The sequence below is a fragment of the Streptomyces sp. NPDC048636 genome (assembly GCF_040650655.1).
Classification (GTDB): Bacteria; Actinomycetota; Actinomycetes; order Streptomycetales; family Streptomycetaceae; genus Streptomyces.
Genome location: NZ_JBEZHR010000007.1, coordinates 367,685 through 382,570 on the forward strand (window position 1 = coordinate 367,685; position 14,886 = coordinate 382,570).

The 14,886-nt window shown below is 71.8% G+C and carries 14 protein-coding genes; 10 read left to right on the top strand and 4 right to left on the bottom strand.

The features are described 5' to 3' along the window. Window positions 1-69 precede the first annotated feature (69 nt). Window positions 70-942 (bottom strand): Cof-type HAD-IIB family hydrolase, encoded by an 873-nt coding sequence (locus AB0C66_RS21750; RefSeq protein ID WP_362440850.1) that lies wholly within the window; start codon window positions 940-942, stop codon window positions 70-72. 170 nt (window positions 943-1,112) lie between these two features. On the opposite strand from AB0C66_RS21750, the gene AB0C66_RS21755 reads away from it, so the two are divergent. The 3 genes from AB0C66_RS21755 to AB0C66_RS21765 all read left to right on the top strand — a co-directional run bounded on the left by AB0C66_RS21755 (window position 1,113) and on the right by AB0C66_RS21765 (window position 3,654). Continuing rightward, a complete protein-coding gene (locus AB0C66_RS21755; RefSeq protein ID WP_362440853.1) occupies window positions 1,113-2,027 on the top strand; it encodes an LLM class flavin-dependent oxidoreductase in 915 nt (304 codons plus the stop codon). Between the two features lie 108 nt (window positions 2,028-2,135). Beyond that, entirely contained in the window at window positions 2,136-3,047 is a 912-nt protein-coding gene (gene htpX, locus AB0C66_RS21760; RefSeq protein ID WP_362440856.1) for a zinc metalloprotease HtpX, read from the top strand. A 4-nt stretch (window positions 3,048-3,051) separates the two neighbouring features. Beyond that, complete coding sequence (locus AB0C66_RS21765; RefSeq protein WP_362440859.1) at window positions 3,052-3,654, top strand: hypothetical protein; 603 nt, start codon at window positions 3,052-3,054, stop codon at window positions 3,652-3,654. Window positions 3,655-3,693: 39 nt separating this feature from the next. Here the strand turns inward: AB0C66_RS21765 and AB0C66_RS21770 are convergent, their stop codons facing one another. Next, window positions 3,694-5,427 carry an SDR family oxidoreductase gene (locus AB0C66_RS21770; protein ID WP_362440862.1) on the bottom strand — a complete coding sequence of 578 codons (1,734 nt, stop codon included), beginning with the start codon at window positions 5,425-5,427 and terminating at the stop codon, window positions 3,694-3,696. A gap of 274 nt (window positions 5,428-5,701) precedes the next feature. On the opposite strand from AB0C66_RS21770, the gene AB0C66_RS21775 reads away from it, so the two are divergent. The 5 genes from AB0C66_RS21775 to AB0C66_RS21795 all read left to right on the top strand — a co-directional run bounded on the left by AB0C66_RS21775 (window position 5,702) and on the right by AB0C66_RS21795 (window position 10,380). Next, window positions 5,702-6,772 carry an ABC transporter ATP-binding protein gene (locus AB0C66_RS21775; protein WP_362440865.1) on the top strand — a complete coding sequence of 357 codons (1,071 nt, stop codon included), beginning with the start codon at window positions 5,702-5,704 and terminating at the stop codon, window positions 6,770-6,772. Next, a complete protein-coding gene (locus AB0C66_RS21780; protein WP_362440868.1) occupies window positions 6,762-7,661 on the top strand; it encodes an ABC transporter permease in 900 nt (299 codons plus the stop codon). Before AB0C66_RS21775 ends, AB0C66_RS21780 begins: the two co-directional genes overlap by 11 nt. Further along, window positions 7,658-8,584 (top strand): ABC transporter ATP-binding protein, encoded by a 927-nt coding sequence (locus tag AB0C66_RS21785; protein ID WP_362440871.1) that lies wholly within the window; start codon window positions 7,658-7,660, stop codon window positions 8,582-8,584. Before AB0C66_RS21780 ends, AB0C66_RS21785 begins: the two co-directional genes overlap by 4 nt. A 14-nt stretch (window positions 8,585-8,598) precedes the next feature. Continuing rightward, on the top strand, window positions 8,599-9,327 hold the full coding sequence (locus tag AB0C66_RS21790) for an ABC transporter permease subunit (RefSeq protein WP_362440874.1): 729 nt from the start codon (window positions 8,599-8,601) through the stop codon (window positions 9,325-9,327). A gap of 96 nt (window positions 9,328-9,423) precedes the next feature. Further along, the gene (locus AB0C66_RS21795) at window positions 9,424-10,380 is read left to right on the top strand and encodes a YafY family protein (protein ID WP_362440877.1); all 957 of its coding nucleotides are present in this window, start codon (window positions 9,424-9,426) and stop codon (window positions 10,378-10,380) included. Here AB0C66_RS21795 and AB0C66_RS21800 read toward each other — a convergent pair. Further along, entirely contained in the window at window positions 10,361-11,317 is a 957-nt protein-coding gene (locus AB0C66_RS21800) for a LysR family transcriptional regulator (RefSeq protein ID WP_362440879.1), read from the bottom strand. The two genes, AB0C66_RS21795 and AB0C66_RS21800, sit on opposite strands and share 20 nt — an antisense overlap. 218 nt (window positions 11,318-11,535) lie before the next feature. Further along, on the bottom strand, window positions 11,536-13,080 hold the full coding sequence (locus tag AB0C66_RS21805; protein ID WP_362440882.1) for an MFS transporter: 1,545 nt from the start codon (window positions 13,078-13,080) through the stop codon (window positions 11,536-11,538). A 137-nt stretch (window positions 13,081-13,217) separates the two neighbouring features. On the opposite strand from AB0C66_RS21805, the gene AB0C66_RS21810 reads away from it, so the two are divergent. Further along, a complete protein-coding gene (locus AB0C66_RS21810; RefSeq protein WP_362440885.1) occupies window positions 13,218-14,240 on the top strand; it encodes an Lrp/AsnC family transcriptional regulator in 1,023 nt (340 codons plus the stop codon). Window positions 14,241-14,419: 179 nt separating this feature from the next. Further along, window positions 14,420-14,869 carry a phospholipase gene (locus AB0C66_RS21815; RefSeq protein WP_362440888.1) on the top strand — a complete coding sequence of 150 codons (450 nt, stop codon included), beginning with the start codon at window positions 14,420-14,422 and terminating at the stop codon, window positions 14,867-14,869. The last annotated feature ends 17 nt before the right edge of the window (window positions 14,870-14,886 follow it).

The window sequence follows — 14,886 nt, forward strand, 5'->3', positions numbered from 1 at the left end:
GCCGACCCCGCTCATGGCACCGCCCCCGGCCCGACGGCCGGGGGCGGTGCCACACAGACGCGACAGGTCCTAGCCCGCCAGGATCCGCTCGATGACGGCGGCGACGCCGTCCTCGGTGTTGGCGGCGGTGTGGTGGGTGGTCGCGGCCAGCACATCCGGGTGGGCGTTGGCCATCGCGTACGAGGTGCCCGCCCAGGTCAGCATCTCGAGGTCGTTGGGCATATCGCCGAAGGCCACGACCTCCTCGGCGGTGATGCCGCGCTCGGCACAGCACTGCTCCAGCGTGCTGGCCTTGCTGACGCCGAGGCCGCTGATCTCCAGCAGGGCCGTCGGGCTGGAGCGGGTGAACGAGCCGTGCTCGCCCGCGGCGGAGCGGCCCAGTGCGAGAAAGGCGTCGGGGGCCAGCTCCGGATGGTGGGCGAGCAGCTTGATGATCGGCTGGTCGGCGTGGGCGAAGCCGTCGTCGAGCAGTTTCTCGGCGGAGGCGTGGATCGCGCCCGGGTCGAGGTGGAAGGGCGGGTAGGCGGGCTCGTAGAAGATGCCCTCGGTCCGCTCGACGGCGAACGAGGTGCCCGGGGCCACCGCGCGCAGGGCCCGGACGGCGGAGAGGGCCTCGGCCGGGTCCAGCGGGCGGACCTTGATCAGCCGCCCGCCCTGGTGGAGATCGACCACGGCGGCGCCGTTGGCGCAGATCGCCAGGCCGTGGCCGTGTACATGGGCGCTGACGACATCCATCCAGCGGGCCGGGCGGCCGGTCACGAAGAAGACCTCGATGCCCGCCCGCTCGGCCGCGGCGAGCGCTTCGACGGTCCGGTCGGAGACCGTCTTGTTGTCGCGCAGCAGGGTGCCGTCGAGGTCGGTGGCGATCAGCCGGGGCCGGGGGGAGCCGGTGCCGGACCGGTCTGTGGCCGGGGTCCCGGGTCGCTCGGTTGCTGGAGTCACGGCAACCATCCTCCCGCATATGCCGCTCATCGGTGTGCGAAGGGGCTCGGGTGCGTACGTATGCCCGGTGGAACGGGCCCTACGCCGCCCTCCCCCGGCCACCGCGCCCGGGCCTGGCGGCTGGCGGCTGGCGGCCGATGCTGTCGTCGGAACCGCTTAGGCTCGGTGCCATGCGATTGAGCACCGTGATCCTTCCCGTGCAGCGCTGGTCCGAGGGCGGCCGGGAGCTGTGGCGGCGCGCCGAGGAGCTGGGCTTCCACGGCGCGTACACCTATGACCACCTGTCCTGGCGGGTGCCGTTCCGCGACGGCCCCTGGTTCGGCGCGGTTCCCACGCTGACGGCTGCCGCGGCGGCCACCTCACGGCTGCGTCTCGGCACGCTGGTGACCTCCCCCAACTTCCGGCATCCGGTCACGCTCGCCAAGGAGCTGATCACGCTGGACGATGTCTCGGAGGGGCGGATCACGCTCGGGATCGGGGCGGGTGGCTCCGGCTTCGACGCGACGGCGCTGCGCCGCGCCGGTGAGGAGGCGTGGACCGCGCGGGAGCGGGCGGACCGCTTCGGTGAGTTCGTCGAGCTGCTGGACCGGGTGCTGACCCAGGACGCGGTGACGTACGAGGGGGAGCACTACAGCGCGCGGGAGGTGCGCAACATCCCGGGCTGTGTACAGCGGCCCCGGCTGCCGTTCGCGGTGGCCGCGACGGGTCCGCGCGGGCTGCGGCTGGCCGCGCGGTACGGCCAGGCGTGGGTGACCACGGGGGATCCGAAGGTGTCCGCCACCGGTACCCCGGCCGATTCGGTGGAGGCCATCACCCGCCAGGTCGAGGGGGTGGGCAAGGCGTGCGCGGAGGCCGGGCGGGATATCCGCGACCTCCGGAAGATCCTGCTCACCGGCTTCACCCCGGACGGCGCGTCCCCGCTGGCCTCGGTGGACGCCTTCGTGGACTTCGCCGGACGCCATGCGGCGCTGGGATTCGACGAGATCGTGGTGCACTGGCCGATTCCGGACTCGATCTTCGCGGCGGACCAGCGGGCCTTCGAGAAGATCGCCACGGAGGGCGCGGCACAGCTTGCCACCGGGTGAGGGACCCGTCTGCGACCGGGTGAGGACCGGCCCAGGCGGTGAAGACCGACATAAGGGGCAGAATCGGTTATAGAGGCTTTCGCTGCCGCAGTCCCTGTGGAGGCACCCATGCCGCGTACCCGATACGCCCCGGACCGGGGGCTGACCGCCCGCATGGTGACCACCATGTTCTTCATCGGTCTGCTCTACGTGGTCTTCGTCGGTGTGCTGCTGGCGCTGGTGCGGGGCGCCTGGCCGCTGATCCTGATCATCGTGGGCGGGCTGTTCGTGGCGCAGTTCTGGTTCAGCGACCGGATCGCGGCCTACAGCATGGGCGCGCGGGAGGTCACTCCTGAGCAGGCGCCCGAGCTGCACGGTGCGGTGGACCGGCTGTGCGCCCTGGCCGATATGCCCAAACCGCGGGTGGCCATCGCCGACTCGGATGTGCCCAACGCGTTCGCCACCGGCCGTAACCAGCGCAATGCCCTGGTGTGCGCGACGACCGGTCTGCTGCGGCGGCTGGAGCCGGATGAGCTGGAGGGGGTGCTCGCCCATGAGCTGTCGCATGTGGCGCACCGCGATGTGGCGGTCATGACCATCGCCTCCTTCCTCGGGGTGCTGGCGGGGATGATGACCCGGGTCGCGCTCTGGGGCGGGCTGGCCCGCGGCGGCAGCCGCGACAACAACACGGCCATCGCGGTCCTGCTGATCCCGCTGGTCAGCGCCGTGGTCTACGCGATCAGCTTTCTGCTGACCCGGCTGCTGTCCCGCTACCGCGAGCTGAGCGCCGACCGGGCCGCCGCCCTGCTGACCGGACGGCCCTCCGCGCTCGCCGCCGCGCTGACCAAGGTGACGGGGCAGATGGCCCGGATCCCCACCCGCGATCTGCGCAAGGCCGAGCCGTATAACGCGTTCTGGTTCGCCCCGGCGCTGTCGGGGCGGAGCATGAGCCGACTGCTCTCCTCGCATCCGACGCTGGAGCAGCGGCTCGACCAGCTCGGCCGGATCTCGGCACAGCTCGGCCAGGCGGGAAGGGGCTGAGGGCGTGGGGTTCTGGGACGCGGTGCTCGGCCGCAGCAAGCCCGTACGCCCCGACCTCGACCGGCTCTTCGGGCTGCCGGGTGCCGCGGTCACGCTGGAGGCGGGGGCGGGGTTCACCCCCACCGGCCTGGGGTCGGTGTGCTTCGCCAGCGTGGAGGGCGGTGCCTTCGCCCAGCTCCGGCACGATGTGGAGGAGCTGCTGAACAGCGATATGGCAACGGACGCCGACGCCGGACGGGGCGGTGCGCCGGTGGAGTTCAGCCGGGACGCGTACGGCTACACCTGGCTGCTGGTCCGGCAGCCCGCGGACGATGCGCCCGCCCTGGTGAACGATCTGCACGCGGTCAACACCCTTCTCCAGGACGGCGGGTTCGGCCCCCAGCTGCTGTGCTCCCTGCTGGGCTTCACCAACGCCGCCGACGGCCGTTCGCTGGCGCTGGTGTACCTCTACAAGCGCGGCACCTTCTATCCCTTCGCACCGCTGCCGGGCGCCGAGAAGCGGGACAACGGGCTTGAACTCCAGGTGCGGGCGATGCTCGGGGACGATCTGCGGATCGAGGAGGACCTGAGCCGCTGGTTCCCGGTGTGGGGCGCGCCGGGCCTGTAGTGCTCCGGCCCGGCACCGTCCCCGAACCGCCTCACGACCTCACTTCGGCCGCCGCCCCAGCCGCCCCAGCCGCGCGGCCGCGCGCAGCGACGCCGGTGCGATCCGGGAGAGCACGGCCGTGGCCTTCGCCTCCGGTGTCACCGGCACCACCGCGGCGTTCCGCAGTACGGCCCGCAGGATCGCGTCCGCGACCTTCTCCGGCGGGTAGGCCCGGGGCGCCAGCAGCCGGGCGGGCCGGTCTTCCCGGGTACGGGCATAGCCGGGGCAGATCACCGAGACCCCGATGTCCCGGCCCGCCAGCTCGGCGCGCAGTGATTCGCTCAGCCGCACCACGGCGGCCTGGGAGGCGCCGTACGCGGCCAGCGTCCGGGACGGCCGGAAGGCCGCGGCCGACGCCGTGGTGACGATGTGGCCGCCCTGGCCGCGGTCGGCCATCTGACCGCCGAACGCGCGGCAACTGTGGACGACGCCCCACAGATTGGTGTCCAGCACCCGCCGCCAGTCGTCCGCCGAGGTCTCCAAGAAGGAGCCGGACAAGCCCACTTCGGCATCGTTGACCAGCACATCGACCACGCCGTACTCGGCGGAGACCTTATGGGCCAGCTTCTCCACGGCCCGCTCGTCCGCGATGTCCACCGCCTCGGCCCACGCGTGCGGCGCCCCGGCCGAGCGCGCCAGCGAGACGGTGTGCGCCGCGGCCTCCGCGTCCTGGTCCACGGCGATCACCCGGGCTCCGGCCGCGGCGAAGGCCAGACACGTGGCCCGGCCGACGGCCCCAGCGGCGCCCGTGACCAGCACCAGCTGTCCGCCGAACCGCTGGGCGTACGGACCGGGCGCGGCCGCCCCGGGGCGCGGCGCGCCCTCCTCCACCGAGGTGATGAACTCGGTGATCCACGCCGTGAGGCGGACGGGCCGGGAGCGCGGCATACCGTGGCGGGCGGCGAGGGTGCGCCGGGTCAGATCCGGAACCCAGCTCTCCAGGTCGTCGTAGAGCCGCTGGGAGAGGAAGGGGTCCTGGGTCGGCACGATCAGCTGGACCGGGGCGTGGGCATGGGGGTCCGGCCGCGGCCGCAGGAGCCGCTCGCGCACATTGTCCCGGTAGAGCCAGGCCCCGTGGGCGGCGTCATCGGGCAGTGAGGCGGTCGGATAGCCGTCGCTCGGCACCCGCTCGGTGCGCTCCAGGATGCCCGGCCAGGACCGGCCGAGCGGTCCGCGCCACAGCGCCTCCGGCAGCCGCGGCGTATGCAGCGCCCCCACATACCAGGAGCGGGCGGACTGGCCCATGAGCTGGGCGACGCGGCGCGGGGTGGGCCGGGACAGCCGCTTCCTGATCCAGTGGCCGAAATGGTCCAGGCAGGGGCCGGACAGCGAGGTGAACGAGGCGATCCGCCCCTGGGCGCGCGGGACCGTGACGAACTCCCAGGACTGCACCGAGCCCCAGTCATGGCCCACCAGATGGACCGGCCGGTCCGGGGAGACCGCGTCGATCACGGCCAGGAAGTCATCGGTGAGCTTCTCCAGGGTGAAGCCGCCGCGCAGCGGCTCCGGTGCGGTGGAGCGGCCGCAGCCGCGCACGTCGTACAGCACGACATGGAAGCCCGATCCACCGGCGGCGAGACGGGTGGCGACCTCCGACCACACCTCCTTGCTGTCCGGATAGCCGTGCAGCAGCACCACCGTGGGCCGCGCCGGATCACCGAGCTCGGCGACGCACAGCTCCACCCCTCCCGTACGGATCGTGCGCTCGGCCGCTCCCGCGATCCCGTCCCTCACGCTGTCCTCCCCTTCCGCGCGGGCATCGGCTGCCGCGCATGAATCCGGCGTCGCCTTCGCAGCAGACGGCGTATTCCACGCGTGAACCCGGCGGATTCCACGCATCAACCCGGCGAACCGTGCCAGGACGACCATGCGCGGCGTTCGAAATCGCCGTCAAGGGGGCCTTCCGCCCCTGTGGATACCCCTGGTAACCCCCCTGGGGTCCCGATCCCCTACGGGCATATCCGACCCGAGGACTACAGAAATCCAGCCATCAGGACTGACGCCGGGTGTGGTTCGGCCCACTACCGTCGAACGCGTGACTGTGATCGCCACCGAAAGCCTGAGCAAGCGGTTCCCCAGGGTCACCGCTCTCGACCGGCTCTCCGTCGACATCACACCGGGCGTCACCGGCCTGGTGGGTGCCAACGGTGCCGGTAAGTCGACCCTGATCAAAATCCTGCTCGGTCTCTCCCCCGCCACCGAGGGCCGCGCCAGTGTGCTCGGCCTCGACGTGGCCAAGGACGGCAGCGCCATCCGCGAGAGCGTCGGCTATATGCCCGAGCACGACTGTCTGCCGCCCGATGTCTCGGCCACCGAGTTCGTCGTCCATATGGCGCGCATGTCCGGGCTGCCACCGTCCGCCGCACGTGAGCGCACGGCCGACACCCTGCGCCATGTGGGCCTGTACGAGGAGCGGTACCGGCCCATCGGCGGCTACTCGACCGGTATGAAGCAGCGGGTCAAGCTGGCCCAGGCGCTGGTGCACGATCCGCGTCTGGTGCTGCTGGACGAGCCGACCAACGGCCTCGACCCGGTCGGCCGGGACGACATGCTCGCCCTCATCCGCCGTGTTCACACCGATTTCGGCATCTCGGTCCTGGTCACCTCGCATCTGCTCGGTGAACTGGAGCGCACCTGCGACCACGTGGTGGTCATCGACGGCGGCAAGCTGCTCCGCTCCAGCTCCACCAGCGACTTCACCCAGGCCACGGCCTCCCTCGCGGTCGAGGTCACCGACACCGCCGACCACCCGGACGGCACCGGTGTGCTGCGTGCCGCGCTCGACCGGGCCGGGCTCACCGTCCAGCCCGCCGGACGCGGCGCCGACGGGGCGCCCGGCTCCGACCACGTACTGCTGGTCGACGTGGCCGGGGAGGAGACCTACGACACGGTCCGGGACGCCATCGCCGAACTCGGCCTCGGCCTGGTCCGCATGGAACAGCGCCGCCACCGCATCGCGGAGATCTTCCGCTCGGACGACGCATCCGACGACGGCTCCGGCGAAAGCTCCGCTGACGGTTCCGGCCAAGGCTCCGCCGACGGCGCCCACGGGAAGGGAGGTGCCGTCGATGCCGCCTGAGACCGTGCCCCAGCAGCGCGCCGACGTCATCCACAACATCGGCTACCGGCACTACGAGGGCGCCCGCCTGGGCCGCGCCTACGCCCGCCGCTCGCTCTTCTCACAGAGCCTGCGCGGTGCCTACGGCCTCGGCCGCTCGGCGAAGTCCAAGGTCGGGCCGATGCTGATGCTCGCCGTGATGTGCCTGCCCGCCGCGATCATCGTCGCGGTGGCCGTCGCCACCAAGGCGAACAAGCTGCCCGTGGAGTACACCGGTTACGCGGTCATGCTCCAGGCCGTCATCGGCCTCTACACCGCCGCCCAGGCACCGCAGTCCGTCTCCCGCGATCTGCGCTTCAAGACGATCCCGCTGTACTTCTCCCGACCCATCAAAACCGTGGACTACGTGGTGGCCAAGTTCGCCGCCCTCGCCTCCGCGCTCTTCATCCTCACCGCGCTGCCCCTGCTGATCCTCTACGTCGGAGCCCTCCTCGCCAAGCTGGACTTCGCCGATCAGACGAAGGGCTTCGCACAAGGACTGGTCTCCGTGGCTCTGCTCTCGCTCCTCTTCGCCGGTATCGGCCTGGTACTCGCCGCCATGACACCGCGTCGCGGCTTCGGCGTCGCCGCCGTCATCGCCGTACTGACCATCTCCTACGGCGCGGTGAGCACCGTCCAGGCCATCGCCTGGGACCAGGGCAACACCGGCGCGGTCAGCTGGCTCGGCCTCTTCTCGCCGATGACCATCGTCGACGGGGTGCAGACCGCGTTCCTCGGCGCGACCTCCGCCTTCCCCGGAGAGTTCGGCCCCTCCACCGGGGCCGGGGCCGTCTACCTCCTCGTCCTCCTCGGCCTGACCGCCGGCTCGTTCGGCCTGCTGATGCGCCGCTACCGAAAGGTCGGGCTGTGACCACGATCGCCATCGACAAAGTCTCCCGCTGGTTCGGGAACGTCGTGGCCGTCAACGACGTGACCATGACGATCGGCCCCGGGGTCACCGGCCTCCTCGGACCCAACGGCGCGGGCAAGTCCACCCTGATCAACATGATGGGCGGCTTCCTGGCTCCCTCCACCGGGACCGTCACCCTCGACGGCGCCCCGATCTGGCGCAATGAGCAGGCGTACCGCCATATCGGGCTGGTCCCCGAGCGGGAGGCGATGTACGACTTCCTCACCGGCCGTGAGTTCGTCATCGCCAACGCCGAACTGCACGGGCTCCCCGATCCGCGCGCCGCCGCCCGTAAGGCGCTCGACACCGTCGAGATGGACTACGCGGGATCGCGGAAGATCTCCACCTACAGCAAGGGCATGCGCCAACGGGTGAAGATGGCCTCCGCCCTGGTCCACGAGCCGTCGGTGCTTCTGCTCGACGAGCCGTTCAACGGGATGGACCCGCGCCAGCGCATGCAGCTGATGGACCTGCTGCGGCGGATGGGCGCGGACGGCCGCACCGTGCTGTTCTCCTCGCACATCCTGGAGGAGGTCGAGCAACTCGCCGCCCATATCGAGGTGATCGTCGCCGGACGGCACGCCGCCTCCGGTGACTTCCGCAAGATCCGCCGACTGATGACGGACCGTCCGCACCGCTATCTGGTGCGCTCCAGCGACGACCGGACGCTCGCGGCGGCCCTTATCGCCGATCCCTCGACCACCGGTATCCAGGTCGACGCCAGCGGCGGCGCCGACGGCGGACTGCACATCCAGGCCGTCGACTTCGCCCGCTTCACCGAACTGCTGCCCCGGGTCGCCCGCGCCCAAGGCATCCGACTCCTCACGGTCTCGCCCTCCGACGAGTCCCTGGAGAGCGTCTTCTCCTACCTCGTCGCGGCCTGAAAGGAGCCATAGCGATGTCCTCGCTCTACCATCCGACCGTCGCCCGGCTCACCTACCGGGCCCTGCTCGGCCGCCGCCGCGCGATGATCATGGGCACACTGCCCGCGCTGCTGCTGATCATCTCGGTGGCGGTGCGGCTGCTGACCACCGCCGACGACAGCACGGCCGACGGCATCCTCGGCGGTTTCGCCATCGCCACCATGGTTCCGCTGATCGGCGTGATCGCCGGTACCGGTGCGATCGGCCCGGAGATCGACGACGGTTCGGTCGTCTATCTGCTGGCCAAGCCGGTGAAGCGGCCCACGATCATCGTCACCAAGCTGATCGTCGCGATCGGCATCACGGTCGCCTTCTCCGCGATCCCCACCCTGCTCGCGGGGTTCATCCTGAACGGCAACGGCCACCAGCTCGCCGTCGCCTACGCCCTCGCCGCCGCCGTGGCCTCCGTCGCCTACAGCGCGATCTTCCTGCTGCTGGGCACCGTCACCCGGCACGCGGTGGTCGCGGGTCTGGTCTACGCGCTGGTGTGGGAGACGCTGTTCGGCAGCCTGGTGTCCGGGGCGCGCACGCTCAGCGTCCAGCAGTGGGCGCTCGCCCTCGCGCAGAAGGTCGGCGAGGGCGACCTGATCACCTCGGACGTCGGTCTGCCCACCGCCGTGGTGCTGCTGGTCGCCGTGACCGTGGCCGCGACCTGGTACGCGGCCAGCAAGCTGCGCACGCTCACCCTCGCCGGTGAGGAGTGAGCCGCCTTCTCCCTCGTCACCGGTGGCGGCGGTCGTGACCACGACCGCCGCCACCGGTGTTGACACCGGGCCCCGGTATTTCCTTGGCTCACTCCCGTGAAATCCGACCGGCTGCTCTCGATCCTGCTGCTCCTCCAGACCCGGGGCCGGGTCACCGCCGTGGAACTCGCCGAGCGGCTGGAGGTCTCGACCCGCACCATCTACCGCGATGTGGAATCCCTGTCCACGGCCGGGGTGCCGGTGTACGCGGAACGCGGCCGCCACGGCGGGATCACCCTGCTCCCCGGCTTCCGTACGGATGTCACCGGGCTCACCTCCGACGAGGCCCGGGCGCTGTTCGTACTGGTCGCGCAGAGCACCCATGCCGCGCTCGGCCTCGACAACGCCCTCGGCTCCGCGCTGCGCAAGGTGATGGCCGCGCTCCCCGCCGCGCACCGGCCCGCCGCCGAGCTCACCAGCCGCCGGATCCTCGTCGACCCCGGGCGCTGGTGGTACCGCCCCACGCCCGAGGCCGATCTTGACGTGCTCCAGACCGCCGTGCTGACCGACCGCAGACTGCGCATCCACTACCGGCACGGCGGGGCGACCGCACCGCGCGACTACACCGTCGACCCCTACGGGCTCGTCGCCAAGGCCGGGGTCTGGTACCTGGTCGCCGACCGGGACGGGACCCCACGGCTGTTCCGCGCCGACCGCGTCGTCGCCGCGTCCCTCCTCGACGAACCGGTGCGGCGCCGCCCCGGCGCCGAGCTGAAGGGGGTGTGGGAGGAGCTGCGGCGCGGGATCGAGGAGCGGCCCATGCCGCTGCGGGTACGCGCCCGGGTGCGGCGCACCGGGCTCGACCGGTTCCTGCGGATCGCCGGCGCGCTGGTGGTGCCGCCCCAGGAGATGGCCGGCGACGGGGAGTGGACCGAGCTGGAACTCGCCTATCCGACGCTGGCCGCGACGCGGCATCTGCTCCAGTTCGGTACGGAGGTGGAGGTGCTGGAGCCGCCCGAAGTACGCGCCGAACTGGCCACCGTGGCGACCGCCCTCACCGCCCTCTACGACTGACCCCGGGCCCCTGCCCCGGCGGGGGCCCGTCCGCCCCGGCCGCCCCGTCCGTCGTCAGTTCGGCGGCCACCGTCTCGGCGAACTCCACGACGACCGGGCTCAGCGCGTCCCACCGCCGTACCGCCCATCCGGCCGCCAGCGGCGGCAGCGAGGGGATCGGTATCAGCCGCAGCGCCGGATGCGCCGCGACCGGCTTCCGCCACCCCGGCAGCGCGGGCACCACCGCGTGCCCAAGCCCCAGTTCGGCCAGCAGGATCGCGGTGTCCCAGTCGGCCACGCTGGTGGTGGAGACCGGTTCGGTGCCCTGGCGGGTGAGGTGCTCCTCCAGCCGGTGCCGGGAGACGGAGTTCTCCGGCAGCCGGATATGCCGGATGGACGCCAGCTCCCCGGGCCCGATCTCGGTCCGCTCGGCGAGCGGGTCCCCGGCCCGTACGGCCAGTACCCAGGGCAGCTCGACCACCGGCCGCAGCTCGACACCGCGCGCCGGGGAGCCGATGGTGATCCACGCCAGATCGGCGGTGCCCGCGGCCAGCGCCTCGAAGCAGCGGCGGCTGGAGTTCTCCGTCTGGAACTCCAGGTTCACCCGCGGATGGCGCCGCCGGAAGGCCACCACCCCGGCCGACATGAAGTGCCGCACGGTGGTCGCGCCGGTGGTGACGCGCACCGTGCCGCCGCCCCGCCGGATATCGCGCAACCGCCCCAGCGCGTGGTCGAGCCCGACCAGGCCGTCGGCGGCCGCCCGGTGGAGGATCAACCCGGCCCGAGTCGGCGCCACCCCGCGCGGACGCCGCTCCAACAGGGCGATTCCCAGCTCGCGTTCGAGCCGTTTCACCCGCTGGCTCACCGCCGATTGGGTGCAGCCCAGATCACGGGCGACGGCACTGAGGCTGCCGGCGTCGCAGACGGCCGTGAAGGCCCGGAGATCGTCCAAGGTCACGAACCCAAGCTACAGCTAAGGGGTTTGGAAGAAATCCCGAGGATTGACTAGGGGTTGGGCTCGGGACGACGATCTATACGGCGCCCAGGGCGGCAACCCGCCCCCGGCCACGTCCATCGGCTCCGGACCGAACGGCGTGCTCCCGGGGGCGGGTGCCGACCCGCCCCTCTTTCGACGGATCCTGCTCCAGCCCCCGCCCAGGCGGCCTCGCCGGGCGGCTAGGCGGGGATCGGTTCGGTGGGGGTCTTGGTCTCCGGCGAGGCGGGCGGTGCGGCGGTGGGGCCGCCGCGGACCACGGTCAGGACCAGGAGGCCCGCCGCCAGGGCGGTGATACCGGAGATCAGGCAGATACGGTCGAGACCGGTCACGAACGACTCGTGGACCAGCGTCCGTGCCGCCTCGCCGTGGCCCTTGGGGGCCGCGGCGATCACCGCGTCGGCGTGGCCACCGCTGATGGCCTCGGCCGCCCGCCCGGCGGAGTTGGCCGGGACGGTCTCGCTCGAGTCGACCACGTCACGGACCCGCGACGCGAAGACCGTGCCCAGGAGGGCGATGCCGAGCGCGTAGCCCAGCTGCCGGAAGGTGTTGACCGCACCGCTGGCCATGCCCGCGCGCTCCGGCGGGGCGGCGCCGAGGGCCGCGGAGACCAGGACCGGCATGGCGAGCCCCACGCCCAGGCCGGCCGTGGTCAGCCCCGGGGCCAGCGCCTCCCAGCCCGAACCCGGCTCCAGCAGCGCGGCGTTGAGCAGCGCGCCCGCACCGATCAGGAGGAGCCCACCGCCGAGCGCGCGCCCCGGCGCGACCTTCTCCAGCAGCCGCCCGCCCGCCGCGCCGACGACCAGCGCGGCGCCCGCCATCGGGGTCACCGCGAGCCCCGCCCGGACCGGGCTCAGCCCCAGCACCGACTGCAACCACAGTCCCGCGTAGGTGAGATACGGGAACGCGGCGGCCTGGAGCAGCAGGGCCGCGGCCATCAGCACCGCGAAGGAGGGGCGGCGCAGCAGCCCCAGGTCCAGCAGCGGCTGCCGGGCCCCGCGCTCCACCGCGATGAAGACGACCAGCGCGACGGCCGAGGCGACCAGCGAGATGACCGTCCCGGTGTCGGCCCAGCCCTCCTCACCGCCCCGCATCAGCCCGTACGTCAGAGCCCCCGCGCATACGGTGAAGGCGGCGGCGCCCGGCCAGTCGATGCGCGCGCCCGGCGCACCACGTGACTCGCCAACCGTACGGAGCGTGATCCACACCGCGACCGCCGTCAGCGGCAGGTTGACCAGGAAGATCGCCCGCCAGTCCGCGTACTCGGTCAGCACACCGCCGAGCACCGGCCCGGCCGCCACGGCCGCTCCGCTGGTGCCGCCCCACACGCCGAAGGCGATCCCGCGGGCGCGCCCGCTGTAGGTGGCCATCAGCAGCGGGGTGTTGGTGGCGAACATGGCCGCCGCCCCCACCCCCTGCACCGCGCGGGCGGCGATCAGCACCCCCGCGTCCGGTGCGAGTCCGCAGGCCAGCGAGGAGAGGGCGAAGACGGTGAGCCCTGCCAGATACAGCCGTCGGCGGCCGAGGAGATCGGCGGCCGAACCGGCCGTCATCAGCAGCGCGGCGAGCGCCAGCGCGTAGATGTCCATCACCCACTGGAGGGAGGTGAAGGACGCGTCCAGACCGTGCGCCACTTCGGGCAGCGCCGTGTTCACGATCGTGACGTCTATCAGCAGCATGAAGTTGCCGAGGGTGATGGCGACCAGTGGCCACCATGGGCTGCGCATGAGGTACTCCGGGACATCGGACCGGGGCCCGGCCCGGACGCCGCACCCCCCGTGGTGCCCACCGTCGCGGCGGCCACCGTTACGCTCCAGCCCCTCCCGGACGTGCGGCGCTATCCGACACCGGCTACCGTGCGGCGGTGGAATCCGACAGCTTCGACGATCTGGACCGGGCGCTGGTGTACGCCCTCCAGCTGGACGGCCGGGTTCCCTTCGCCAAGGTCGCCAAGGTGCTGGGGGTGTCCGACCAGACCGTGGCGCGGCGCTACACCCGGCTGCGGACGACAGGGACGATCCGGGTGCTGGGGCTGACCGATCCCCTCGCGCTCGGTGAGGTGGTCTGGGTGGTGCGGGTGCAGTGCATGCCGGACACCGCGGAGGCGGTGGCCGAGGCGCTGGCCCGCCGCGACGACACCTCCTGGGTCAGCCTGATGTCCGACGGCACCGAGGTGGTCGCGCTGGCGCGGGCGGCCACCGGGGCCGACAGCGACACGCTGCTGCTGCGCAAACTGCCCCAGACGCCCCGGGTGGTGGGGGTGAGCGCGCACTGTGTGCTGCACGAGTTCTTCGGCGGTTCACAGAGTCTGATCACCAAGTCCGGTGCGCTGACCGAGGAGCAGGCCGGACGGCTGCGCCCGCCCGAGCCGGACCGTTCGCGGGGCCCGCGCGGACCGCTGGGCGCCGAGGACCAGAAGATGCTGAACGTGCTCGCCCGGGACGGGCGGGCGCAGCTGGCCGAACTGACCGCCGCCACCGGCTGGTCGCAGTCGACGGTCCGCCGTCGGCTCGCCGATCTACGTGCCGACGGCACCCTCTACTTCGATGTCGACTGCGACCACCGGGTGTTCCGGAGCGGTATCGTAACCGCCCTGTGGCTGTCGGTGCCGCCGTCGGACCTGGACGCCACCGGACGCGCGCTCGCGGAACATCCGGAAGTGGCGTTCGCCTGCGCGACCACCGGCTCCAACAACCTGCTCGCCACGGTGGTCTGTGCGGGCGTTCCGGAGCTCTACCGCTATCTGGCGACGCGGATCGCCGCGCTGCCCGCGATACGGCATATGGAGAGCTCTCCCACGATACGGAGGGTCAAGGGTCCGGGGCCGCTGCCGGTCACTCCACGCGGTTCCGGGTCCAACGTCCCACGTACACGGCCTGGTTGGTAGAAAGCTCCGAACCCTGCTTTGTTGAACTCTGTTCATCCAGACGACCGTACAGATCTTGACGCTTGTCAGGGACCTGCCGAATTCTGGGGCAAGCGCTTCCCCCCACGGATCGCGTCGTCTCCCCCACCCTCAGGGATCTTGACGGCGCGTCATCAGCGAAGACGGAGGAAACCCCTCTTATGCGTCGTCTTGTCACCACTCTCGCCACCACGGCCGTCGCCGCCGCCACAGCCGTCGCCCTCGCCGCTCCCGCCCAGGCCGTTCCCGCGGACAAGGAGCAGGTGCTCGCCAGCTGGACCGATACCAGCGCCAGCAGCTACGACACCTGGCTCTCGGCCAGCAACAGCCAGGGCTCCTGGGCCGATTACGAATTCGACTGGTCCACCGACTATTGCAGCTCCTCGCCGGACAACCCGTTCGGCTTCCCCTTCCAGACCGCCTGCGCCCGCCATGACTTCGGGTATCGCAACCACAAGGCGATGGGGATCTTCGACGCCAACAAAGCGCGGATCGACAGTGCCTTCTACGAGGACCTCAAGCGCGTGTGCAACAACTACGACGGTGGCACCAAAACCGCCTGCGACAGCACCGCGTGGACGTACTACCAGGCGGTGAAGATCCTGGGCTGAGCCCGGGACACACATCC

What these genes read in the sequence shown, in the direction of transcription:
- AB0C66_RS21780 (WP_362440868.1), top strand. Translation starts at nt 6,762, where the DNA reads ATGCCGCCTGAGACCGTGCCCCAGCAGCGCGCCGACGTCATCCACAAC.
- AB0C66_RS21815 (WP_362440888.1), top strand. Translation starts at nt 14,420, where the DNA reads ATGCGTCGTCTTGTCACCACTCTCGCCACCACGGCCGTCGCCGCCGCC.
- AB0C66_RS21755 (WP_362440853.1), top strand. Translation starts at nt 1,113, where the DNA reads ATGCGATTGAGCACCGTGATCCTTCCCGTGCAGCGCTGGTCCGAGGGC.
- AB0C66_RS21805 (WP_362440882.1), bottom strand. Translation starts at nt 13,080, where the DNA reads ATGCGCAGCCCATGGTGGCCACTGGTCGCCATCACCCTCGGCAACTTC.
- htpX (WP_362440856.1), top strand. Translation starts at nt 2,136, where the DNA reads ATGCCGCGTACCCGATACGCCCCGGACCGGGGGCTGACCGCCCGCATG.
- AB0C66_RS21790 (WP_362440874.1), top strand. Translation starts at nt 8,599, where the DNA reads ATGTCCTCGCTCTACCATCCGACCGTCGCCCGGCTCACCTACCGGGCC.